Origin of the sequence: Marinobacter sp. NFXS9, from assembly GCF_040148665.1 — a bacterium.
In the GTDB taxonomy this organism is placed as follows: Bacteria; Pseudomonadota; Gammaproteobacteria; order Pseudomonadales; family Oleiphilaceae; genus Marinobacter_A; species Marinobacter_A mangrovi.
Window position 1 is genome coordinate 224,045 of sequence record NZ_JAGDDW010000003.1, and the last position, 23,453, is coordinate 247,497.

Annotated in this window: 27 protein-coding genes; 17 read left to right on the top strand and 10 right to left on the bottom strand. The window is 61.5% G+C overall.

The genetic code is table 11. The features are described 5' to 3' along the window. Positions 1-4: 4 nt before the first annotated feature. Genes J3364_RS07010 through J3364_RS07040 form a run of 7 tightly spaced genes read left to right on the top strand, consistent with a single transcriptional unit; the run spans position 5 to position 4,991 of the window. The gene (locus tag J3364_RS07010; RefSeq protein ID WP_349557651.1) at positions 5-415 is read left to right on the top strand and encodes a YbjN domain-containing protein; all 411 of its coding nucleotides are present in this window, start codon (positions 5-7) and stop codon (positions 413-415) included. Continuing rightward, complete coding sequence (locus J3364_RS07015) at positions 412-1,134, top strand: PspA/IM30 family protein (RefSeq protein ID WP_349557652.1); 723 nt, start codon at positions 412-414, stop codon at positions 1,132-1,134. Before J3364_RS07010 ends, J3364_RS07015 begins: the two co-directional genes overlap by 4 nt. Before the next feature lie 9 nt (positions 1,135-1,143). Further along, on the top strand, positions 1,144-1,767 hold the full coding sequence (locus tag J3364_RS07020) for a DUF4178 domain-containing protein (RefSeq protein WP_349557653.1): 624 nt from the start codon (positions 1,144-1,146) through the stop codon (positions 1,765-1,767). A gap of 11 nt (positions 1,768-1,778) precedes the next feature. Then, positions 1,779-2,618, top strand: coding sequence for a DUF350 domain-containing protein (locus J3364_RS07025; RefSeq protein WP_502882488.1), 840 nt, complete (start codon positions 1,779-1,781; stop codon positions 2,616-2,618). A 3-nt stretch (positions 2,619-2,621) separates the two neighbouring features. Next, positions 2,622-3,200: a hypothetical protein gene (locus J3364_RS07030; RefSeq protein ID WP_349557655.1), complete on the top strand. Its 579-nt coding sequence runs from the start codon at positions 2,622-2,624 to the stop codon at positions 3,198-3,200. Positions 3,201-3,218: 18 nt separating this feature from the next. After that, on the top strand, positions 3,219-3,443 hold the full coding sequence (locus tag J3364_RS07035; protein ID WP_123632745.1) for a hypothetical protein: 225 nt from the start codon (positions 3,219-3,221) through the stop codon (positions 3,441-3,443). A 3-nt stretch (positions 3,444-3,446) separates the two neighbouring features. Further along, a complete protein-coding gene (locus J3364_RS07040) occupies positions 3,447-4,991 on the top strand; it encodes a polyamine aminopropyltransferase (RefSeq protein ID WP_349557656.1) in 1,545 nt (514 codons plus the stop codon). A 4-nt stretch (positions 4,992-4,995) separates the two neighbouring features. Here J3364_RS07040 and J3364_RS07045 read toward each other — a convergent pair whose 3' ends face one another. Beyond that, positions 4,996-7,050: an oxidoreductase gene (locus tag J3364_RS07045; protein ID WP_349557657.1), complete on the bottom strand. Its 2,055-nt coding sequence runs from the start codon at positions 7,048-7,050 to the stop codon at positions 4,996-4,998. An 87-nt stretch (positions 7,051-7,137) separates the two neighbouring features. Between J3364_RS07045 and J3364_RS07050 the strand changes: the two genes are divergently transcribed. After that, positions 7,138-7,950 (top strand): crotonase/enoyl-CoA hydratase family protein, encoded by an 813-nt coding sequence (locus J3364_RS07050; protein ID WP_349557658.1) that lies wholly within the window; start codon positions 7,138-7,140, stop codon positions 7,948-7,950. Positions 7,951-8,033: 83 nt separating this feature from the next. Here the strand turns inward: J3364_RS07050 and J3364_RS07055 are convergent, their stop codons facing one another. Next, a complete protein-coding gene (locus tag J3364_RS07055) occupies positions 8,034-8,354 on the bottom strand; it encodes an EF-hand domain-containing protein (RefSeq protein WP_123632749.1) in 321 nt (106 codons plus the stop codon). 334 nt (positions 8,355-8,688) lie between these two features. After that, positions 8,689-8,943: an EF-hand domain-containing protein gene (locus J3364_RS07060; protein WP_349557659.1), complete on the bottom strand. Its 255-nt coding sequence runs from the start codon at positions 8,941-8,943 to the stop codon at positions 8,689-8,691. A 651-nt stretch (positions 8,944-9,594) separates the two neighbouring features. Here J3364_RS07060 and J3364_RS07065 point away from each other — a divergent pair. The 6 genes from J3364_RS07065 to J3364_RS07090 are packed head-to-tail and all read left to right on the top strand — an operon-like array spanning position 9,595 to position 15,394. After that, positions 9,595-12,390, top strand: a complete 2,796-nt coding sequence (locus J3364_RS07065) for a monovalent cation/H+ antiporter subunit A (RefSeq protein ID WP_349557660.1) — start codon at positions 9,595-9,597, stop codon at positions 12,388-12,390. Then, positions 12,390-12,761, top strand: coding sequence for a Na+/H+ antiporter subunit C (locus J3364_RS07070; protein ID WP_349557661.1), 372 nt, complete (start codon positions 12,390-12,392; stop codon positions 12,759-12,761). Before J3364_RS07065 ends, J3364_RS07070 begins: the two co-directional genes overlap by 1 nt. Beyond that, positions 12,758-14,281: a monovalent cation/H+ antiporter subunit D gene (locus tag J3364_RS07075; RefSeq protein WP_349557662.1), complete on the top strand. Its 1,524-nt coding sequence runs from the start codon at positions 12,758-12,760 to the stop codon at positions 14,279-14,281. Before J3364_RS07070 ends, J3364_RS07075 begins: the two co-directional genes overlap by 4 nt. A 5-nt stretch (positions 14,282-14,286) precedes the next feature. Beyond that, positions 14,287-14,778: a Na+/H+ antiporter subunit E gene (locus J3364_RS07080; protein ID WP_502882489.1), complete on the top strand. Its 492-nt coding sequence runs from the start codon at positions 14,287-14,289 to the stop codon at positions 14,776-14,778. Further along, positions 14,775-15,044, top strand: a complete 270-nt coding sequence (locus J3364_RS07085) for a K+/H+ antiporter subunit F (RefSeq protein WP_203141572.1) — start codon at positions 14,775-14,777, stop codon at positions 15,042-15,044. Before J3364_RS07080 ends, J3364_RS07085 begins: the two co-directional genes overlap by 4 nt. A gap of 17 nt (positions 15,045-15,061) precedes the next feature. After that, positions 15,062-15,394: a Na+/H+ antiporter subunit G gene (locus J3364_RS07090; protein ID WP_349557664.1), complete on the top strand. Its 333-nt coding sequence runs from the start codon at positions 15,062-15,064 to the stop codon at positions 15,392-15,394. 15 nt (positions 15,395-15,409) lie between these two features. Here J3364_RS07090 and J3364_RS07095 read toward each other — a convergent pair whose 3' ends face one another. Next, entirely contained in the window at positions 15,410-15,916 is a 507-nt protein-coding gene (locus tag J3364_RS07095) for a DUF4112 domain-containing protein (protein ID WP_349557665.1), read from the bottom strand. A gap of 66 nt (positions 15,917-15,982) precedes the next feature. On the opposite strand from J3364_RS07095, the gene ppnP reads away from it, so the two are divergent. The 3 genes from ppnP to J3364_RS07110 all read left to right on the top strand — a co-directional run bounded on the left by ppnP (position 15,983) and on the right by J3364_RS07110 (position 18,774). Beyond that, entirely contained in the window at positions 15,983-16,264 is a 282-nt protein-coding gene (ppnP, locus tag J3364_RS07100) for a pyrimidine/purine nucleoside phosphorylase (protein WP_123632758.1), read from the top strand. Positions 16,265-16,419: 155 nt separating this feature from the next. Beyond that, positions 16,420-18,066: a fatty acid--CoA ligase gene (locus J3364_RS07105; RefSeq protein ID WP_349557666.1), complete on the top strand. Its 1,647-nt coding sequence runs from the start codon at positions 16,420-16,422 to the stop codon at positions 18,064-18,066. 189 nt (positions 18,067-18,255) lie between these two features. After that, entirely contained in the window at positions 18,256-18,774 is a 519-nt protein-coding gene (locus tag J3364_RS07110; RefSeq protein WP_349557667.1) for a DUF2780 domain-containing protein, read from the top strand. A gap of 46 nt (positions 18,775-18,820) precedes the next feature. Here the strand turns inward: J3364_RS07110 and J3364_RS07115 are convergent, their stop codons facing one another. From J3364_RS07115 to J3364_RS07140, 6 genes are all read right to left on the bottom strand, one after another. Then, positions 18,821-19,228 carry a hypothetical protein gene (locus tag J3364_RS07115; RefSeq protein WP_203141567.1) on the bottom strand — a complete coding sequence of 136 codons (408 nt, stop codon included), beginning with the start codon at positions 19,226-19,228 and terminating at the stop codon, positions 18,821-18,823. Then, on the bottom strand, positions 19,215-19,880 hold the full coding sequence (locus tag J3364_RS07120) for a glutathione S-transferase (RefSeq protein WP_123632762.1): 666 nt from the start codon (positions 19,878-19,880) through the stop codon (positions 19,215-19,217). Before J3364_RS07120 ends, J3364_RS07115 begins: the two co-directional genes overlap by 14 nt. A 101-nt stretch (positions 19,881-19,981) precedes the next feature. After that, on the bottom strand, positions 19,982-20,848 hold the full coding sequence (locus J3364_RS07125) for a DMT family transporter (protein ID WP_349557668.1): 867 nt from the start codon (positions 20,846-20,848) through the stop codon (positions 19,982-19,984). A gap of 91 nt (positions 20,849-20,939) precedes the next feature. After that, positions 20,940-22,193: a D-amino acid dehydrogenase gene (locus tag J3364_RS07130; RefSeq protein ID WP_349557669.1), complete on the bottom strand. Its 1,254-nt coding sequence runs from the start codon at positions 22,191-22,193 to the stop codon at positions 20,940-20,942. Positions 22,194-22,270: 77 nt separating this feature from the next. After that, entirely contained in the window at positions 22,271-23,029 is a 759-nt protein-coding gene (locus J3364_RS07135; protein ID WP_349557670.1) for a glutathione S-transferase family protein, read from the bottom strand. Between the two features lie 26 nt (positions 23,030-23,055). Continuing rightward, positions 23,056-23,415 (bottom strand): translation initiation factor Sui1, encoded by a 360-nt coding sequence (locus tag J3364_RS07140; RefSeq protein ID WP_328797805.1) that lies wholly within the window; start codon positions 23,413-23,415, stop codon positions 23,056-23,058. Positions 23,416-23,453: the final 38 nt, after the last annotated feature.

Sequence of the window (23,453 nt, forward strand, 5' to 3'; positions counted from 1 at the left end):
CGATATGAGCCATTCATTCGATACCCTTAAATCGCTGGTCCAGCAGTTGCCGCTGACCGTGCTGGAAGAACACGCCGATGAGCAGATGCTGATCGTCGAGGCGCCGACAAGCGGCATCCATAACCTGGTGCTCGACTGCGAGGATGACATCCTCGTCATCGAGCAGGTCATCGCAAAGCTTGCGCAGCCGGACGCCGACTGCCTGCGGACCCTGCTGCAGATCAACCGGGAAACCGTCCATGGCGCCCTGTGCCTGGATGAATCCGGCCGCACACTGATTTTCCGGGACACGCTGCAGCTGGAAAACATTGACCTCAACGAACTGGAAGGCTCCATCAATGCCCTGAGCCTGATGCTGGCCGAACACGCTGACCAGTTGATTACTTACGCCCGCCAAGGAGGTGACGTCGCATGAACCTGTTCAAACGTCTTTTCAAGTTCGGCTCTGCCGAGGCGCACGCCGCCATCGACAAGATGGAAGACCCCATCAAGATGAGTGAGCAGGCCATCCGGGATCTCAAGGGGGACTTGGACAACAGCCTGCAAAGTCTGGCCGAGGTCAAGGCCATCGCCATCCGCAGCCGGCGCGAGACCGAACAGGCCGGCGCCGAGGCCGACGATTACAAGCACAAGGCCATGCGTCTGTTGCAGCGCGCCTCTTCGGGAGAGCTGACACAGGAAGAAGCCGACCGGCTGGCCAGCCGCGCGCTGGAACAGCAGACACAGGCCCAGCAGAATGCCGAGCGCGCTAAGGGCGAACGCGACAAGTACGATCGCATGGCGGCCGACCTGGAGTACCGGATCCAGGACCTGCGCAGCCAGATCACCCAGTGGGAGAACGAGCTGAAGACGCTCAAGGCCCGCGCCAAGGTCAGTAGCGCCACCAAGAAGATCAACCGGCAGATGGCCCAGATCGACTCGTCCTCGACCATTGCCACGCTCGAGAAAATGCGGACCCGCGTTGAGGAAGAGGAAGCGCTGGCCGAGTCCTACGGTGACATGGCCAAACCCACACGCAGCCTGGACGACGAGATCGATCAGGCGCTGGGTTCGTCCGGCGGTTCCGCCTCGCTGGAGACACTGAAACAGGAAATGGGTCTGAACGACGACGGCAACCGGTCGGATAAAGCCTAAGGAGTCGTCGTGGTTAACCTGCTATTGGTTATCGGGTTCATTGCCCTCGGCGTGATTGGCTACCGGACCTGGCAAGCGGACCGGACACCCCGGACCGGCCCGGAAGCCCCGGTCTCGCCGGGGTCGGGAACGATTGAGCAGGCCGGCCCGGGTGGCGTCCTGCAGTTGCCACCCCATGGTCCGAACCGCGAAGAACAGGATGTCCGGGTCAGGGCCCGGCACACCTACCGTCAGGACGGCTACGCCTGGTTCGAGCTGGAATGTGAGGCGGGCCATGGCACCGTTTGGGTGGATGTCGAGCGCGACGATGAACTGGAAGCGAGCGTCACACTGAAACGCCTGTCGCTGGAAGAGCTCGGCCTCACGCCGTCTTCGCTGTCGGGCCATCAGGCGCCGGCGAAAACCCTGGTTGTTGATGGCATCACCTTCCGTTTCTCGGAACAGGGCCGGGCCTGCTTCCTGCGCGAGAGCGATCCGGACCAGGCCGAGGACGTCACGTTCTGGGATTACGAAGGTGACGACGATCGCCACGACCTGGGTATCGAGCGCTGGGGCGACGATTGCCGCGCCTACCTCACCGAACGCATCAACCCTGAACGGATCAGAATTTACAGTCTCGGAGGAACAACGTGAACCTGTTGGAGATGGACTTTCAACACCTGGGACGGGGGGCCAGCATGCTGGCCCTTTTCCTTGTCCTGTTTGTTGTCGCCAAGGGCCTGAAGCGCTGGCTGACGCCCTACGACATCGACCGTGAATTGACCGGCAACGACAACGTCGCGCAGGCGTGTGGCCTCGCCGGCTACTACGCAGGCTTCACCGTGCTGTTCTGCGGTGCTTACCTGGGGCCCAGCCAGGGCTGGCTGATGGACCTGGCGGTGGTGGCCGGCTATACCTGTCTTGGCCTGGTTCTGCTCACGGTCTCCCGTTACCTTAATGACCGCTTCATCCTGCACGAATTCTCTATCGCGGTGGCCATCCGTGACGATCACAACAAGGCGGCCGGCGTCGTCCAGGGCGCCAACTATCTGGCGTCGGCGTTTGTCGTCGCCGGAGCAATTCACGGAGAAGGCGGCGGCGTTATCACGGCCCTGGTCTTCTACGCCATCGGCCAGATAGCGCTGCTGCTGTTCAGTCGTCTTTACGAGTGGCTGACCCCCTACCGTATCCAGGATGAGATCGCGGGCGCGAATCTCGCCGCGGGCCTGGGGTTTGGCGGCAGCATGGTCGCCATCAGCCTGGTCATCATGGCCGCCACGAACGACGACTTCGTCAGCTGGACGGCCAACCTGTCCTGGCTCGGCATCAACATCCTGGGCGTGTTCATCTACCTGATTGGCGCGCGGCTGTTCTTTGACAAGGTCCTGATCAGCCGGGATGACCTCAATCGCGAAATCGCGCAAGACCGCAATACCGGCGCGGGACTCCTGGAGTTCGCCAGCGCCATCAGTTTTGCCGCCGTCCTGTATTTCATGATCGGGTGAACCATGACCGAGACCAAATCCCAGAAAGCCATCATTCGTCGACTGCTTTTCCTGTTCGCGGCGCTGTCGCTCTTCACATCCCTGGTGATCAACCTCGTCGGCGGACAGCCGAAAGTCAGCGACACCGTCCTTGCAGCGGGCGGCACCCTTGGCCCCATCCACATCGATGAGCCCAATACCATCCTGCGTGTCCGCGTCCGGCAGAACCTGCCGCTCAACCACTGGAGCTACGTTACCCTGGAGTTGCTGGACGATCAGAAACGCTACCTCACCGGTTTCGGTGACGAGTTCTGGTCTGAGGACGGCTACGACTCCGACGGCTACTACTGGCGGGAATCCGAAGGCACCTACAAGGCCCGCGTCACGGTCCCCAAGGCCGGTGACTACTACCTGAAGGTCAAGCCGGAAAGCAACCTGAGCAGCGGGCAAAAGCGCACCGGCAACATTGCCGTCAGCGTGAAGACGGCGTCCTTCAGCCCCATCCCGCACCTGGCCGCCGGCATCATTGCCATCATCGCCTGGTTCGTCCTCGGCTTCATCGGCGGCGGAACCAGTCCCCTGGCGGCGCTTCGCGAACACTGATTGGAAAGGAATTCCCCCATGCGACTCGGAACAGGCGTCACGCTGGCCCTGCTTGGCGTGATCTATCTTGCGCTCTTCTCATTCAGTAACGATGGGTACGGCTACACCGGCTACAACGGGTACAGCCACGGCCCGTCCTTCTGGTACTTCGGGGGCCCGAGCTACTACCCCAACCGCAGCCTGCGTAACGGCAGTCTCGGCGGCCCGGGGGATCGTGGCGCGGGCATCCATTACGGTAAATAAGTCATGACAACCGACGTATCCGACAACAGAGCAAACCGTCAGAAGCGGGTGCTGATTGGCTCGATCCTGATCGCCGGACTGTGCTCGATCATCTACGAACTGCTGATCAGCACCACCGCGTCCTACTTCCTGGGCGACAGCATTCGCCAGTTCTCCATCACCATCGGCGTCTATATGGCGGCGATGGGGCTCGGGTCCTGGCTGTCCCGGTGGATCAATGGCAACCTGCTGTTCGCATTCATCGCCGTGGAGCTGGTACTGGGGCTCCTGGGTGGACTTTGCGTCCCACTGCTGTATCTCGCCTACGCTTACACGGACCTGGTCCAGCCGATCATGATCCTGCTGATCCTGGGCGTGGGGGTGCTGACGGGGCTCGAGGTGCCGCTGCTCACCCGTTTGCTGGAAAACCAGGACATCCTCGCCAAGAACCTGTCGAACGTCCTGTCGCTGGATTATCTGGGCGCGCTGGTGGCGACCATCGCCTTCCCGTTTGCGGTGTTGCCCTGGCTGGGCGTGTTCCAGTCGTCCCTGGTGTCTGGCCTGATCAACATCGCCCTGGGTCTGCTGAACCTTTGGTACTTCGCGCCCCAGCTCGATCTAAGCCGAAAGCGGCTGCTCACTCTTTCAGGCACGATGGTCACCGGATTTCTGGTGGTCCTGCTCAGCATTTCCCAATGGCTGGTGGCGGACTGGAGCAACAGCCTGTACAGCGACCGAGTCGTCTATCGCAAGCAGACGCCCTACCAGACCATTGTGCTCACTCAGTACAAGGACGACCTGCGGCTGTTTCTCAACGGCAATCTCCAGTTCTCGTCAGTGGACGAATACCGCTACCACGACGCCCTGGTCCATATTCCGCTGTCACAGCATCCGGATCCGGAGAACGTCCTGCTGCTGGGCGCCGGCGACGGCATGGCCGCGCGTGAGCTGCTCAAGTACGACAGCATCAGGCACATCACCCTGGTGGACCTGGATCCGGCCGTGGTCAACCTGGCCCGCCATGACTCGCGTCTGACCGAGCTGAACCGGAACAGCCTTAACAATCCTCGCGTCAACACGATCTCAAGCGATGCGATGGTCTACCTCAGGGATACTGACAGCAAATACGACGTCATCCTTGCGGACCTGCCCGACCCCAACAACGTCTCGCTGGCCCGGCTGTATAGCCGGGAGTTCTACAGGCTGGTCCGTCAGCACCTGAACGCCGGCGGGATATTCACAACACAGGCCACCAGCCCTTACTTCGCCACCAACGCGTTCTGGTCCGTGGACCACTCGGTGAAGGCGGCGGGGTTCACGACGGTGACGCCCTACCACGTGCAGGTTCCGTCCTTCGGGGAATGGGGGTTTGTCTTTGCCAGGACCAGCGCCCAACCGCTGACGCCAAAGGCGCCGTTGGTCGACACCCGCTATCTGGACAAGACCAGCTTCCGGGAAGCCCTGACGTTCGCACGTGACCTGAAACCCCAAGCTGATGTGCAGGTCAGCTCCCTGGACAACCCAACCGTTCACGATTACTACATGAACGGTTGGCAGTACTGGCATTGATGCCCTAGATCGCAGCAGCCACTTCCGTGCCCTGACGAATGGCCCGCTTGGCATCCAGCTCTTCCGCCAAATCGGCACCGCCGATCAGATGGGCCTGGATGCCAGCGCCGGAAAGCTGGTCAAAGAGCTCGCGGAACGACTCCTGACCCGCGCAAATCACCACGTTATCCACCGCCAGCACCCGCTTCTCACCCGGCCCGCCGTCCTTTTCGGTGACGGTGATGTGCAGCCCCTCGTCGTCAATCCGATCGTAGGAGCAACCCCGCAGCATTTCCACGTCACGGTGTTTGAGGCTGTTGCGGTGGACCCAGCCGGAAGTCTTGCCGAGGCCCTTGCCAACCTTGGTGGTCTTACGTTGCATCAGGTAGATCTTGCGGGGTGACGAGGTGGGTTCCCGTTCTGCCAGACCGCCGGGGCCTTCAAACTCGGGGTTTACCCCCCACTCCTTTTGCCACGCCAGCACGCTGACCTGTTCGCCTTCCGGCTGATGATTGAAATCGTGGGTCAGGAATTCACTGACGTCGAAGCCAATACCGCCGGCCCCAATCACCGCGACAGTCTTGCCCACCGGCTTGTTGCGGCGCAGCACGTCGAGATAGCCCAGCACTTTGGGGTGGTCGATGCCGTCGATTTTCGGGGTGCGGGGCCGCACGCCGGTGGCGACGATCACCTCGTCAAAGCCCTTGGCTTTCAGGGCCTCGACATCCACCCGGGTATTCAGCTGCAGGTCGACGCCTAGCAGCTCGATCTGGCGTCGGTAGTAGCGCAGGGTTTCGTAGAACTCTTCCTTGCCGGGAATACGCTTGGCGTAGTTGAACTGCCCGCCGATGTCGCCGTCCGCTTCGAACAGGGTGACCCAATAGCCGCGCTTGGCTGCGGTAGTCGCTGCTGCCAATCCGGCCGGGCCGGCACCCACCACGGCCACGCGCTTGCGGACCGGAGCAACCGTCAGCGTCAATTCGGTTTCATGACAGGCTCGGGGATTGACCAGGCACGACGCTTTCTTCGCCTGGAACACGTGGTCGAGGCACGCCTGGTTGCAGGCGATGCAGGTGTTGATCTCGTCGGACCGGCCCTGCTCGGCCTTGCGCACGAACTCGCTGTCCGCCAGCAGGGGCCGGGCCATGGACACCATGTCCGCCTTGCCGCCCGCCAGGATCTCTTCGCCTTTTTCCGGCGTGTTGATGCGGTTCGTGGTGCAGACCGGGATGTCCACTTCGCCATAAAACTTGGCGGTTACATCGGCAAAGCCGCCGCGGGGAACCGAGGTGACGATGGTCGGCACCCGGGCTTCGTGCCAACCAATGCCGGTGTTGATGATGGTGGCACCGGCCTGCTCGATAGCTTTACCCAGGGTCACGATCTGATCCCAGGTCTGGCCGCCTTCCACCAGATCCAGCATGGAGAGCCGGTAGATGATGATGAACTCCGGCCCTACCGCTTCACGCATGCGGCGCACGATCTCCACCGGCAGACGCATCCGGTTTTCGTAGGGGCCACCCCACTTGTCGGTGCGCTTGTTGGTCCGCTCGCACAGGAACTGATTGATGAAGTAGCCTTCCGAGCCCATGACCTCGACGCCGTCGTAGCCGGCAAACTTCGCCAGTTTCGCCGCGTTGACGAAATCGTCGATCTGACGCTCGACGCCCTTGGTGGACAACGCCCGCGCCTTGAACGGACTGATCGGCGCCTTGGTGGCCGAGGCCGAGACGATCAACGGCTGATAGCCATAGCGCCCAGCATGCAGCAGTTGCAGGCAGATCTTGCCGCCGGCTTCGTGGACCGCGCCGGTGACCTGGCGGTGCAGGAAGGCCGTGGCCCGGTTGTTCATGGTGGACGACAGCGGGGCCAACTGCCCGACCAGGTTCGGCGAAAAGCCACCGGTCACCATCAGCCCCACGCCGCCTTCGGCCCGTTCCGCAAAATAGCGGGCCAGTTTGTGGGTGTTCCAGAAGCGGTCTTCCAGGCCGGTGTGCATGGAGCCCATCAGCACCCGGTTCTTCAGTTCGGTAAAGCCCAGGTCGAGGGGCTTGAGAAGATTGGGATACGCGGTTGTCATGTCTCGGTGCCCTTTTATCGCGTTCTCATCAGGAGCCGACATGGTAGCATGCCCGTCTACGACTAATGGATAAGAAACGTGGTATTTATGGCCAATAATCAATCAGATCGGGTCCTGCTCGACATCGAGGGCGGTATCGCCACCGTGACACTCAATCGGCCGGACAAGTACAACGGGCTGGATATGCCCATGTTCGAAGCCGTTGCAGCCACTGCCCGCACACTTCGCAAGGAACGGCAGGTGCGCGCGATCGTGCTCAAGGGCAACGGCGAGGCGTTCTGCTCCGGTCTGGATGTGAAAGGCGTCAGCAAGAAACCGGTCAACTTTCTCAAGCTCCTGGTCAAACCCGGTCGCCGGGTCAGCAACCTCGCCCAGGACGTAGGCTACCTCTGGCGTGAGGTACCGGCCCCGGTTATTGCCGCGACCCACGGCTACTGTTTCGGCGGCGGTTTCCAGATCGCCCTTGGCGCGGACTTCCGCTACACCACGCCGGACTGCGAATTTTCCATCATGGAAGCCAAGTGGGGACTGATTCCAGACATGAGCCTGACCGTCACCCTGCCCGAGCTGATCCCCATCGATCTGGCCAAGGAACTGACCATGACGGCACGCCGGTTCAACGGCAACGAAGCGAAGGAAATGGGGCTGGTGACCCGCGTCTGCGACGATCCGGTGGCCGAAGCCTATGCTTTCGCCGACACCCTGGCGCAGCAGTCGCCGGATGCCGTGGCCGCGGCCAAGCTGCTGTTCAATCGCGCCTGGCAGGCCGATGACAAAACCAGTCTGGATTGGGAAACCCGACTGCAGAAGAAGATCATTGCCCGCGCCAACCAACGCACCGCGATCGCGCGCAACAGTGGACAACCCGATAAAGAATACGGGGATCGCCGAAATTTCTGATCCGTGATGTCAAAGAGTGGTAAAGAATGATCGGGCAGAAGCACCCGGACTCGGCGCCCGGGTGCCTGCATTCCAATGCGCGATTACTTGGACATCATGCCTTTCTCGAATTCTTCATTACTGATATTGCCATCCCCGTCCGTATCCATTTCATGCATCTTCATCATCCGGCTTTCTTCTTCGGAGTGGGCCTTGCCTGCGGCGGAACTGCCATAAACGTTCAGCTCATCCTCGCTGATCATGCCATCACCGTTTTTATCCATTTCCTCAAAGGTCGGCGCGTGCCCCATCTTTTCACTCATCCGGTCGGCTTCGCCGCCCGATTTGTCGCCGGCATCCCCGGCGTAGGTCAGAGTAGAAAAAGCGAACGACAGAACGACAAGGGGGAACATCCAGATTTTCATAATGATTCTCCTGCCTGAAGCCGCCTCACAGCGAGGGTGAACCGACTCCACGTCATGCAACAGAGATCAAAACGGCTGGACTGCATTTGATCGGGGTTTAAGACACCCAGGTTCGACTGCCACCGGGCCTGGTCTTCGACAGCGCGCTTGTGCGGTCATTGAAACCCAACCGGATTATGGCGGCTGTCATTCCTATTGAAGTTTAAGCTGGTGCAATCGGCAACCACCAAAGCACGATCATTCGCGCGAATCTTGACGCTGCTCGGATATCCGGATTAAAAAAGCCCGGACCTAAGCCGGGCTCAATCGTCGGAATCAGATAGGAATTGGACCGCTACTGTTTCATATCCGCGGGTTTTTCGGCGTCAGCCCCTTTCTGGAACTCACCCCGGGTAATCTTGCCATCCTGATTGCGATCACGGGCCTTGAGCATCATACGGTTGCGCTCGGCCTCGGTGTCACCCATGCCGGCTGCGGTGCTGCCGTAGACGTTCAGCTCGTCTTCGGTGATCGCGCCATCGTTGTTGGCATCCAGGGTATCGAAATCTTCGTGCATGGTTTGCATCGCCTTCCCTTGACCATGGCTCATTCCCGACTCCTGGCGATCCGCATGGCTGGAACCTTCCTGACTCATACTGCCGGCCCAGACGGCCGGTGCAGCCATCATCATCGATGCAGTGACAGCGAACGTTATCGTCCTGATCTTCATAACGCCTCTTTCTTGTGGTGGCACTTTATGACTCGTCGCTTTTGACCGGCACACACCGGCCTCGACAGCCCAACCGCGACCGCAAAATTCCACGGCAGGCTTACATGGGGCTACGGCTGTCCACGTCATCTGGATTCACCGAAAACCCTGCATCTATTGAAGACGCCAACGTCGTCACTGGCCAATGAAACATCTGTAAGCCGTCCGCAATCGCCGCAATTGCTTGACCTGCCGGTCACGCCACGTATCATCATCGCTCAGGATTAACGAGGATGAGCCCGAATCCCCGGACTCACCTAACGGAGCATTCATGTCCGAACCGCCCCGTACATCGATCATGACCCATGCCGAGCCGGATGCCTTTATCCCCCTGCGTCCCGGCCGCCTCCCCTATTTCCCCGATCCGCCCAGCGCCCGCTGATCTCAAGTCGATTGCGCTGATGTTGTGCAGGGCGTTTGTCTGAGGGCTAAACTCAGGCTGCTCCTGTCGATGAGCGTCAGCATCCACGAATCAAGAAGAATGAGGTTTCAATGACCCTCGCGCTGGTCGTTTTACTGCCTTTCCTGGGCGCTATTGTGGCGCCGTTATTTGCCCAGGCCGGGCGCACAACGATTGCCATTGCCTCGTCGGTGCCGCCGGTCGTCGCCCTGGCGGCCCTTTATCCGCTCTGGCCGGCGCTCGAAGCCGGTCACGTTCTGGTGCAGACCCACAGCTGGCTGCCGGATATCGGCCTGTCCCTCAGTTTCCGGTTGGACGGCCTGTCCCTGCTGTTTGCGTTGCTGATCCTGATCATCGGCCTGCTGATCATCCTGTACTCGCGCTATTACCTGAAAAAGCACGAAAATGTCGGCAAGTTCTATTCCCTGCTGCTGACTTTCATGGGGTCGATGCTGGGTATCGTGCTATCCAGCAACCTGATTTTGATGCTGATCTTCTGGGAGCTGACCAGCCTGGTGTCTTTCCTGCTGATCAGTTTCTGGAACGACAAACAGGATGCCCGGCGCGGCGCCCGCATGGCGTTGGCGGTCACCGGCGGCGGCGGATTGGCCCTGCTGGCCGGCGTGCTGTTGATTGGTCAGGTGGTCGGCAGCTACGAGCTGGATAACGTCCTGGCCGCGGCGGACCTGATCAAGGCCCACGCACTCTATCCGGTGATCCTGGTGCTGGTGCTACTGGGGGCCTTTACCAAATCCGCCCAGTTTCCCTTCCACTTCTGGCTGCCTCACGCCATGCAGGCCCCCACGCCGGTGTCCGCCTATCTGCACTCGGCCACCATGGTCAAGGCCGGCATTTTCCTGATGGCGCGGCTCTATCCCGTATTGGCCGGCACACCGGAGTGGTTCTACCTGGTGAGCTTTACCGGCATGGTGACGTTGCTGTTGGGCGCCTACGTGGCCCTGTTCAAACACGACATGAAAGGCCTGCTGGCGCACTCCACCGTCAGCCACCTGGGCCTGATTACCCTGCTGTTCGGCATGGGGACCAAGCTGGCTGCCGTGGCCGCCGTATTCCACGTCATCAACCACGCCACCTTCAAGGCGTCGCTGTTCATGGCCACCGGCATTATCGACCACGAGACCGGCACCCGGGACATGCGCCGTATCAATGGGCTATGGCAGTTCATGCCCTACACCGCCACGCTGTCGATGGTGGCCGCGGCCTCCATGGCCGGGGTACCGCTGCTGAACGGTTTCCTCTCCAAGGAGATGTTCTTTGCCGAGTCGCTGGAGCTGAACCTGCCGGGTCTGTGGGCCTACCTGCCTCCGGTGATCGCCACCCTGGCGGGGATTTTTGCGGTGGCTTACTCAGCCCGTTTTATCCACGACGTATTCTTCAACGGCAAACCGGTGGACCTGCCGATCTACCCGCCTCACGAGCCGCCGCGCTACATGAAGATTCCGGTGGAGATCCTGGTATTCGCCTGTGTGATGGTAGGGGTGTTCCCGGCCATTTCTGTAGGGCCACTGCTCAATGCCGCGTCTGCCGCTACACTCGCCGGCGACGTACCCGACTACCAGCTGGCGGTGATCCACGGGTTCAACCTGCCGCTGATGATGAGCTTCATTGCCTTTTTCGGCGGGCTGCTGATGTACACCCAGCGCCAGAAATTCTTCGACTTTCACGCCCGTTTCAGGGAGATCGACGAGAAAGCCGTGTTTGAGGCGATTGTTGCCCGAATTTCCGAAAAAGCCCGGGCATTGACGGCCCTGATCGAAAACGGCTCACTGCAACGCTATGCCATGCTGCTGATCGGGGCGGCCATCGTGGTCGCGCTCTACCCGGTGGTCGACCTGGGCGTGTCGATCGGCTCGATGGGTATTTCACCGATCGATGCCCCCACAGCCATGGGCGGTGTGATCCTGATCGTCTGCGCGCTCGGTACAGCCGCCATGCATCGGGAACGTTTGTATGCCTTGATTCTGCTGAGTGTCGTGGGGCTGATGGTGGCGCTCGGCTTTGCCCGGTTCTCGGCTCCGGATCTGGCGATGACCCAGCTGTCCGTCGAAGTAGTCACCATCGTACTGCTGATGCTGGCGCTGTATTACCTGCCCTCCTGGACGCCAATGGAAGCCAGCCGCTTCCGGCGCTGGCGGGATATCGTGATCGCGCTGCTGGCCGGCGCAGGGATGTTCCTGGTCACCCTGGCCATGCTGACCCGACCGTTCGATTCCATCTCCAGCTACTTCCTGGAGAACAGCGTCTCCGGCGGCGGGGGTTCCAACGTGGTCAACGTGATCCTGGTGGATTTCCGGGGCTTCGATACCCTGGGCGAGATCACCGTGCTGGGCATTGCCGCGCTGGGGATCTTCGCCATGCTGCGCGACACCAAGCTGACGGCGCCGCCGACGGACGGCCAGGGGCACGCCTGGTCCACGGACGCCCACCCGACCATGCTGCAGCAGATTTCCCGGCCGCTGCTGCCACTGGCGCTGATGGTGTCGGTCTACATCTTCCTGCGCGGGCACAACCTGCCCGGCGGCGGCTTTATTGCCGGCCTGGTAACCTCGGTGGCGCTGATCGTCCAGTACATTGCCAGTGGCATGCGCTGGAGCCACCGGCGCATGCCGTTCAGCCTGCGCACGCCCATCGGGCTGGGGCTGCTGGCCGCCACGGTGACCGGTATGGCGAGTTTCGCCTTCGGCTTCCCGTTCCTGACGTCCACCTTCAGCCATATTCACTGGCCGGTGGTCGGTGACTTCGAGTTGGCCTCGGCCATGGCCTTCGATATTGGCGTGTACCTGGCCGTTGTCGGCGCCGCGCTCACCATCCTGGCGAGCCTGGGACGCCTGTCCATCAAATCCGATGCCATGCCGGAGGACTCGTAATGGAAATTCTGTTTGCCCTCATCATCGGCACCCTGACCGCTTCCGGTGTCTATCTCATTCTGCGTGCGCGGACCTTCCCGGTCGTGGTGGGACTGACCATGCTGTCCTACGCCGTGAACCTGTTCCTGTTCTCCACCGGGCGACTGGTCACCGCCGGCCAGCCCATCATCGGAAGCACCGAAAACTACACCGACCCGCTGCCCCAGGCCCTGGTCCTGACAGCGATCGTCATCGGCTTCGCCATGACCGCCTTCGTCGTGGTTCTGGCCCTGCGCAGTCGCGCCGACACCGGTGACGACCATGTGGACGGTCAGAAAGAAGCCCTCTGGCCCGAACCCGGCGCCGACAGAGCTCCGGAGGAGACTCGATGAATCACTGGTTGACCGCCCCCATCCTGTTGCCGTTGCTGGGAGGGATCCTCCAGATCTTCCTGAGTTTTGCCCCGTTGGGCCTGCGCCGGACGCTTGGCCTGGCCACGACCACCCTGATCCTGGTGGTGTCCATCAGCCTGCTATTGCTGGCGGATGACGGCACCTACCGGGCTTACGCGCTGGGCAACTGGGCACCGCCGTTCGGCATCGTGCTGGTGCTGGACCGCCTGTCCGCGCTGATGCTGTTCATGACGGCGCTGCTGGCTTTTTTCTGCCACATCTACTCGATCCGCGGTACCGATGCCCAGGGCCGGCACTTTCATGCGCTGTTCCTGTTCCAGCTCATGGGTCTGAACATCGCCTTCCTGACCGGTGACCTGTTCAACCTGTTCGTCGCCTTCGAGGTGCTGTTGATCGCCTCCTATGGTCTGCTGATGCACGGCGGCGGGACGACCCGCACGGTGCCCGGGCTGCATTACGTGGTGCTCAACCTGATCGGCTCTTCCCTGTTCCTGATCAGCGTGGGGCTGCTCTACAGCGTGGTGGGCACGCTCAACATGGCCGACCTGGCGGTCAAGGTGCCCCAGGTGGCGCCGGAAGACCTGCCGCTGGTGCGGGCTGCCGGGATGATGTTGCTGGTGGTGTTCGCACTCAAGGCCGCCCTGCTGCCGCTGTGCTTCTGGCTGCCCAAGGCCTACGCCAATGCCACGGCGCCGGTGGCCGCCCTGTTTGCGGTGATGACCAAGGTGGGCATCTACGCCATCCTGCGGGTTTACTCGCTGATCTTTGGCGACCAGGCCGGTCCGCTGGCCAACCTGGGCATGGACTGGCTGTTCCCGCTGGCGCTGGTCACCCTCGCGTTCGGCGTTATCGGCGCGCTGGGCGCTGACGGTCTCCGCAAGCTGGTGGCCTGGCAGGTGATCATTTCCGTCGGCACCCTGCTTGCGGCCATCAGCCTGCATTCCCAGGCCAGCACGTCCGCCGCCCTGTTCTATCTTCTCAACACCACCTGGGTGGTCGGCGGCCTGTTCCTGGTGACCGACCTGATCGCCCGTCAACGTGGCAGTGCCGCAGACCGGATTGTCACTGCGCCGCGCATGCGCAGCCGGACCCTGCTCAGTGTGCTGTTCCTGATCGGTGCGACCGCCGCTGCCGGACTGCCGCCACTGAGCGGCTTCTTCGCCAAAGTGCTGATCCTGGAGTCGGTCAAACCCAGCCCGGAAATGGGTTGGCTTTGGAGTGTCATACTGATCGGCGGCTTCCTGACCGTGGTGGCTTACAGCCGGGCCGGCAGCATCGTGTTCTGGCGCAACGTGGAAGGCCACGTGAAGGATCCGGGGCACCTGACGCTGCCGGTGACCGTATCGGCGGGCGCGCTGATCAGCCTGAGTCTGGTCATTGTCGCCCTCGCCGGTCCCATCAGTCGGTATGCGGATGCCACCGCCGAGCAGCTGCACACGCCATCGGCCTACATCGAGATATTACAGACGCCGGTGGTCAGTCGGGGGGATTCACTATGAACGCATTGAATGGTCGTTTCGGCCTGCCGCACCCGATGCTGAGCGTCACCCTGTTCCTGATCTGGCAGGCGCTCAGCAACGGCATCAGCGGTGGCAGCATCGTACTGGGCCTGATCCTGGCCTGGCTGCTACCCCTGTTCACGCGGAACTTCTGGCCCAACAACCCGGCGATCCGTCGGCCGTTCCGCTTCCTGACCTACATTGTGCGGGTCCTGTGGGACATTGTCGTGGCCAGCATCAGCGTGGCGCTGCTGGTGCTCAACCCGACGCGCAAACCGCGGCCGGCGTTTGTGGCCTTCCCGCTGGAACTTGAGCATCCGCTGGCGATTTCCACCCTCGCCGGCACCATCTCACTGACTCCAGGCACCGTCAGCGCCGACATCAGCGACGACAACACCCTGCTGCTGATACACGTGCTGGATATGGACGACGAAGCCGATCTGGTGGAAACCATCAAGAAACACTACGAACGCCCGCTGCGGGAGATATTCAAATGATTACGATCGCACTGGAAATCACCCTGGCGATGGTCACCCTGGCAGTGATCCTGAACGTGATCCGGCTGTTCAAGGGGCCGGATGCCCCGGATCGCATTCTCGCCCTGGACAGCCTCTACATTAACGCCATCGCGCTGATCGTCTTGTTCAGCATGCTGATCCACTCCCGGCTGTATATTCAGTCGGCCTTGTTGATCGCCGTGATGGGATTTGTCGGCACCATCGCGCTGGCCAAACACCTCAAGCGCGGCAGCGTGATCGAATAGGCAACGACGGAGGCCCCATGCACATTGCCCTGGAAATACTGATTGTCGTGCTGCTGATTACCGGCGGCCTGTTTGCCCTGGCCGGTGCCATCGGCCTGTTGTCGCTGCCGGATTTCTACACCCGGCTGCACGCCCCGACCAAGGCCACCACGCTCGGTGTCGGCGGCATCGTGTTCAGTTCCATGATCTTCTTCTCGTTCGGTGACAAATCGCTGGAGGTGGAGGAAATCCTGATCATGATGTTCCTGTTCCTGACGGCACCGATCAGCGCCAACATGCTGGCGAAGGCGGCGATGCACCTGAAGGTGGATCGCATGGAAGGCACCAAGGGACACCCCTGGGACCAGTAAGCGAACGCCGGCCTGTTATGCCCCGCTGGCGACAAACAATGCCCGCCAGATCATCACCAGCAGGAACAGCAACAACGCCCCGAAAACGGCGATGAGCGTGTACTGGATCCAGGGTCGACGCCGTGGGCCGGGATCCAGCCGCTTTTCAATGTGACGGCGCAACAGGGCGGCATTGCGGTCGTTGGCCTTCCAGGCGAAATCGAACAGATCCCCCACGATCGGCACGATGCCGATGACAAACTCCAACAGGACATTGCCCGCCATCCGCGTCACCTGGCGGGTGCCGGCGCCCAGGCGAGCGGCCTCGACCATCAGGTACAACGACAGGACCAGCCCCGCGGCATCGCCGATGCCGGGCAGTAACCCCATCAGCGGATCCAGTCCGAAACGGATGCGGGTGAACGGAATCCGGAACTGGCTGTCCAGAAGCCGGGCCGAGCTTTCCAGGCGGGCCAGCGCGCTCTCCAGCTTCTCCCGTTCCTGGGGGGCTGGCGGGGTATTCGGCGGCCTGTGATCAACCATATTTTTTCATCCAAGAGCCAACAATTTCCCGTATAGTAGGCGATCCGATTTTCAGGAGACATCTCTATGTTGAAAGTGAACGAATACTTCGATGGCAACGCGAAGTCCATTGCCTTCCAGACGGCGGACCTGCCGGCCACCGTGGGCGTGATCAGCCCGGGTGAGTATGAGTTCGGCACCACCAAGAAAGAAGTGATGACGGTGATCAGTGGTGCCCTGGAGGTCCTCCTTCCCGGAATGGACAAGTGGATGACCTACGGTGCAGGCGAAACCTTTGAAGTGGCCGGCCAGGCCAGCTTCAAGGCCAAGGCCGACGTCGACACGGCGTATCTCTGCACCTACGAGTAACGGTTTTCTGTGGCGGCGCCCTGGGTGCCGCCGACTCCCCTCCCGATCCTGCCTCGTCCTTACTTTTCCAGCCTTGCCTTTTTCGTGAACTGTGTCAGATTACCTCTACAACCAAAATAAAACTCACTTCCGAAAAATGAAGAGGTTGTTTCACGATGGCGCAGACAAAAATAATTCCGCCGGTCAGTAATGCCTATAACTACCCGCTTTTGATCAAACGGTTACTGCTTTCCGGACCACGCTACGCCCCCGACCAGAAGATTGTCTACGCAGACCGCAGCGAATACACCTACAGCGACCTGGTGACCCGCATCCACAAGCTGGCCAACGCCCTGACCGCCGCCGGCGTCCAGGCAGGCGACACCGTCGCGGTGCTCGACTGGGACACGCCCCGTTACCTGGAGTGTTTCTTTGCCATTCCGATGATTGGCGCCATCCTGCACACGGTGAACATTCGCCTGTCGCCGGACCAGGTGGTCTACACCATGAACCACGCCGAGGACGACCTGGTGCTGGTTCATGACGATTTCGTGCCGCTGCTGGAACAGGTCAGCGACAATCTGGAAACCGTGAAGGGCTATATCCAGCTTACCGACAACGATTCGGCGAAAAGCACGTCACTCGACAACGTGAAGGGGGAATACGAAACCCTGCTGGCGCAGGCCGACGACCACTTCGACTTTCCGGATTTCGACGAGAACAGCGTCGCCACTACCTTCTACACCACCGGCACCACCGGCAACCCCAAGGGCGTCTACTTCACCCATCGCCAGCTGGTTCTGCACACCCTGACCCAGACCGGCACCCTGGGCTTCAACGAGCAGATGCCGTTACTGCGCTCCAACAGCGTCTACATGCCGGTTACGCCGATGTTCCACGTGCACGCCTGGGGCGTGCCCTATGCCGCCACCATGATGGGCGTGAAGCAGGTGTATCCGGGCCGTTATGAACCGGAGCTGCTGGTGGATCTGCTCAAGAAGCACAAGGTCACCTTCTCCCATTGCGTGCCCACGATCCTGCAGATGATGCTGGACACCGAATCCATCAACACTGCCGACCTGAGCAACTGGCACGTGCTGATCGGCGGCAGTGCAATGACCGAGGGCCTGTGCCGCGCCGGTTCGAAACTGGGCATTCATCTGTATACCGGCTACGGCATGTCGGAAACCTGTCCACTGCTGAGCACGACCTACCTCACCGAGGAAGACGCCAAGCTGCCGCTGGATGAACAGATCAGCAAACGGGTGAAAACCGGCATCGCCAACCCGATGGTGGATCTGGAAGTCATCGATGCCAATGGGCAGCCACAGCCCCACGACGGGGTCTCCAAAGGCGAAGTGGTGGCCCGCACGCCCTGGCTGACCCAGGGCTACTTCAAGGAGCCGGAGAAAGGCGAAGCCCTGTGGGAAAGCGGCTGGCTCCATACCGGAGATGTCGGCACCATCGATCCGGACGGCACGCTGATGATCCGCGACCGCATCAAGGACGTGATCAAGACCGGCGGCGAGTGGCTGTCATCACTCGATCTGGAAAACCTGATCAGCCAGCATCCGGCTGTCGCAGCCGCCGCCGTGGTCGGCGTGCCGGACGATAAATGGGGCGAACGCCCACACGCGCTGATTGTGCTGATCCCGGGCCAGCAGGCAAGCCTGGAGGACATCCAGCAACACCTGCAGCAGTTCGTCGACAGCGGCGAGATCAACAAGTGGGCGATCCCGCGGCAGATCGATTTTGTGGACGACATCCCCAAGACCAGCGTCGGCAAGATCAACAAGAAACTGATCCGCGACGAGCTGGCCTGACCCGACGCCGGCACCCCGCTGCGGGTGTCGGCAATCCCGCCCTATTCTTGCGTTTCCGTAACCCGGAGGAACTTTCATTCCAGCGACACAGTCCTTATATATAAGACTGACTATGCGTTGCGAAGACGGAGCCTGCAGTGTGTCCCACGTCTTCCCCTCCTCTCCCACAATGGACATGCCGGAGCCACCATGAACACCATTCTCAAACGCTTTCTGATTGTCTCGAGCCTTTACCTGCTGGCGCCGTCCGTTGGTGCCCTGGACCTGGGTAACAAACTGGAGTCGGCTGGCGGGCTGATGCCCGAAGAGGCGGTCAAAGTCACCGGTGAGGCCAGTACGCTGGTCAACAACATCCAGGATCAACTGGGCGTCACCGAGACCCAGGCAGCCGGCGGCGCGGGCGCCCTGCTGCAACTGGCCAAGAGCCAGCTCGGCGCCCCCTCGTTCGACAACATCAATGACAGGGTCTCTGGCCTGGGTAGCCTGCTGGGCGGTTCTGGAGATCAGTCCAACAACCTGCTGAGTTCTGCGTTATCGAACATCTCGTCGATGGACGGCGTGGAGAAGGCCTTCAGCGCGCTGGGGCTGCAGTCCAGCGCCATTGACCAGTTCGCACCGTTGGTGCTCGATTTCCTCAAAGGCCAGGGCGTGGGCACAGAGATGCTGGGTAACCTCAGCTCCTTGTGGATGCCGTCGTCATCGGCTTGACAACCGGGGCTGCCGTTGGCGGCCCTTTGCAACGGACAACGCCCCACTACTCGGGACGCTGATCCAGTACACGCTTGATGATCTGACGCCGGGTCTGCAGCCCGGCTTCGGCGGCATGCTCATGCGCCCGCTGACGAGCCGCGTCCTGCCCGGATCCCGACACCACCGATGTAAAATAACGGACGACCGCCTTTTCATAAGCCTGGTAAGCGCCATCACAAGCCCCCTGGGCCGCCTCGGCAATATCCGAAGGCGGTGCCGATGTCACCGTCACATAGGGATCCGCCTGGGCCACCATGCAGTCCTGGTATGCCCCAAACTGGCTCTGCAGGCTGCCCTGCAGTTTGGCGCGCTGTTTGTCGGTCAGGTCCGGCTGCATGGCGGCGCAGCCCCCGAGCAGCAGGACGGACGATATTAGCGCCGCAGTCCGTACACCGGATTTACGCAAAATCATAAGTGCCTCCTTTCTCCAGGGCCCGCTGGTAGGCCGGCCGGGCCTGGAACCGTTTCACGTAGTTGCGGATCGCCGGACGGTTGCGACCGACAATGCCACGCGCCAGGGACGCTTCCAGCGGGAAGCTCATCTGGATATCAGCTGCACTCAGCGTATCACCGAGGAACCACTCGTTCCTGGAAAGATGATTCTCGACGAAGTCCATATGGTTGCGGATCTGCGGCGAGATGAAGATCTCGTTGGTCTTGTCCGCGATGCCCTTGGCCACCGGGCGGACGAAGAACGGCATGGGATTGGTCTTCACTTTCTCGAACACCAGTCGCAGCAGCAGCGGCGGCATCAGGGAACCCTCGGCGTAATGCAGCCAGTAGGTGTAGTCGATCCACTGTTGCGTGCCCGGCTCGGGCAGCAGAGACGTGTCGTAGCGATGGGCCAGGTAATCGATGATGGCGCCGGATTCGGCAATGGTCAGGTCACCGTCGGTGATCACCGGTGACTTGCCCAGCGGGTGGACTTCCTTGAGGCTGGCCGGAGCCAGCATGGTCTTGGGGTCGCGTTGGTAACGCTTGATCTCGTAGGGCTGCCCGATTTCCTCGAGCATCCAGAGAACCCGTTGGGAACGGGAGTTATTCAGGTGGTGGACGGTGAGCATTCAGCCTCCCTGCAGGGTAAGTAAGCAACTCGCTGAGACAATTTACGGAATCTGGAGCCGCGTTTCGACCGTCCGTTATTCGATCCGTGACCGGTTGTGGATCACCGGGGCGTCGGCGGACGTTTCGACAGGATCACCAGACCGATGCCACCGAGGATCACCACCGTGGATACGACCAGACGCAGCGTGACCGGTTCGGCCATCAGGATGACCCCGAACGCCGCAGCGATCACCGGTACCGAAAGCTGGACACTGGCGGCCAGGGTGGCGCTCAACGAGGGCAGCACGGTATACCAGATGGCGTAGCCAATGGCGGAAGCGCCGGCTCCGGACAGGATCGCCAGCACGGCGCCGTGCAGATCCACCTCCCAGGACGGCATGGCAAACAACAGGGCGACCAGCGCCATGGGCGCCGCGCGCAGGAAATTGTCGGCGGACACCCGCAGGGGCTGACTCACCCCGCGGCCGCGCAGCGAATACACGCCCCACCCCACGCCGGCCAGCGCCATCAGCAGGGCCCCGACCAGCGACGGCGCGGTGACGCCGGGCGACAGCAGATAGACCAGTCCGGCGACGGCCATCACCGAGCCGGTCCACTGCATCATCGACGGACGCTCACCACGCACCAGCCCCCAGCCGATCATGGTGAGCTGTACCATGCCGAACAGGATCAACGCACCAATCCCGGTATTCAGCGACAGGTAGGCGTAGGAAAAGCAGATGGCGTAGAGAAAGAGCATGGCGCCGGACAGCCAGTTGCCGCGGCTGTTGTCGTTGCCGGATGCTTTGCGCAGACGCACCAGCAGGGCCAGCATCAAGGTCCCGGACAACAATCGGATGAAGGTGAAGGAGGCGGCATCGATGGTTCCGGAATCCAGCGCCAGACGGCCGAGTACTGAGTTGGCGGCGAACGCCAGCATGGCCAGGACCGTCAGCACGACAATTCGCAATGAACCCGGGGACGCCATACCCTCTCCTTTTGGTTGTTTTTTATTTTTAGTCCGAAACACCCTGTGACGCTATCAGCCCGGGCCGCTTTTGGTATTGAACTTTAGGGCCCTATCCGGCGGCAAAGGCAAAATCCACTTCCGGTTTGCGCCCGCCGACGATATCCGCCAATGCCGAGGCCGAGCCACAGGCATGGGTCCATCCCAGGGAGCCATGTCCGGTATTCAGGTAGAGATTACGGTAGCGCGTGCGGCCAATATACGGGACGTTGGACGGTGTCAGCGGTCGCAGTCCGCTCCAGAATTCCGCCTTGTCCCAATAGCCGGCGTCCGGCATCAACGACGCCGCCCGTTTCACGATGGCCTGACAGCGCATCGTATCGAGATGCCGTTCATACCCGTTCAACTCCGCCGTCCCGGCGATCCGCAGTCGGTCCCCCAGGCGTGAGTAAACCAGCTTGTATTCGTCATCGATCAGGCTCACCGAATAGGCCGCCTCACGTGAGCGGACCGGCACCGTGATCGAATACCCCTTGGCAGGATAGATCGGAAGCCGCAGGCCGACGGACCGCCCCAGCCAGGCGCTGAAGCTGCCCAGACTCAGCACGTAACCGTCTGCCGCCAGCCGGTCGTGGTGGCCGTCCTGGATAACGCGCACCCCCTGGATATCGCCGTGTTCCGCATCGATCCCGACAATGTCCGTGTTGTAGAGGAAGCGCACGCCGGCCGCCTCGGCCCGCTCCGCCAGCGCCCAGGTAAAGCGATGGGCGTCGCCGGATTCGTCGTCCGCCGTGTAGGTGGCTCCCACCAGCTGGTCCCGCGCCGACGCCAGGGCCGGTTCCAGTTCCAGCATCCGTTCCAGGTCGATCACATCCCGCTGACACCCCAACTCCCGCATTCGGCAGGCGGGTTCCCGCGCCTGCTCCAACTCGGCCTGATCGGTGTAGAGATGCAGGATACCGCGGGTGAGATGGTCGTAATCCAGGTTCAGGGAGGCCTGTAACGCCTGCAACTGCGCCCGGCTGTACAGGCCCAGGTTGACGATCTGGCGCAGGTTGTACTCGGTCCGGGACGGCAGGCACTCACGCAGGAACGACAGGGCCCACCGCCACTGGTGCGGGTCGAGACGGGGCTTGAACCGCAAGGGGGCATCCGGGCGATTCAGCCAGCGCAGGATTTTTGCCGGTGTGGCCGGGTTGGCCCAGGGTTCGGCATGACATACGGAAATCTGGCCGCCGTTGGCGTAGCTGGTTTCCAGTCCGGCCCGGGGCTGACGGTCCACCACCGTCACATCGTGCCCGGCCTGGCGCAGGTACCAGGCGGTGGCCGTACCGACCACACCCGCGCCGAGAACAAACATGTGCATGAGTAATTCCTTGAACAAACAAAAACGCCCCCGCTTCCGGCAGGGGCACTCAGGATAACCGTATTGATAGTGTCGGGTCAGGCTTTGGCCGGTCGCCCGCGGTGCTCCCGGTACATCCGCCGAACCCACTCAACGCTGGGGCGTTCGGCAAACTCATCCAGGAACTGCTGCAACTCCGGCGGGATCTCCCCGGGGAACTGGAACGGCGCCTCTGGCGGCAAGGCCAGGGGCGAGAGCAACGCCGCCACGGTCAGGTCCGCCACGCTGAAGCGCTCGCCCACCAGATACGACCGGTCCGCCAGGGCATTGTCCAGACGGTCCAGCGCTCCTATCAGGCGATCCCTGCTACGCGTGTAGCCGCGCTCGGTGATCCCCATGCCTTCTTTCATGGCACGAATCACCATCCGCTGACTGGTGCGAAAGGCCATGCGGCCCACCGTATTCTGCCCTTCTGTCAGGATCTCGAACATCAGGTGCGGATGATCGAGCAGGAAATAGTAGGCGGTCCGGCGCATGTGCGGGCCAATCTCACGATCGGCAAACGCCGCCCATTCCAGCGCCTCTTCCCGTTCGGACTCCTCTTTCGGAAACAGGGCCGGTGCCGAGGGGAAACGCTCCTCCAGCGTCTGGATGATGGTGGCTGAATCGGCGATGTAGCGTCCGTCCAGCTTGAGCACCGGCACCTTGTTCTGCCGGGTCCGACGGAAGATGACCGGCATGTGGAACAGCGGCAGCAGGTTGCGTGCCTCGTAGTCCACTTTCTTGTGATCCAGGGCCCAGCGGACTTTCTCGCAATAGTGGGAGACCGGGAACTGATAAAGCACGGGTTTGGCCATAAGCGTTCCGTTCCTGTTGGGCGAACTCAGCCGCCAGCCTTTTTGACGGTCCAGCCTTTTTCCTTCAACAGGGGCACCAGCAGGTCGCGATGATCCCCCTGGATTTCCACCACGCCGTCCTTGACCGTTCCGCCGGTGCCGCAGCGCGCCTTGAGAACCTTGGCGTAATCTTTCAGTGCCTTGCCCGCCAGCGGGATACCGGTGATCAGCGTCACGCCCTTGCCCTTGCGGCCCTTGGTTTCGCGACTGACACGAACCACACCGTCACCGGCCGGCGCCTGGGGTTCTCCGCAGGTACAGTCCGACAGGGGCTGCCGGCAATCCGGGCACATTCTGCCCTGATCCGTTGAAAAGACCAGGCCCCCTGATGCGTTCTTCTTCAAAATACGATCTCCAACAACAAACAAAGTATGACCGGGCAGAC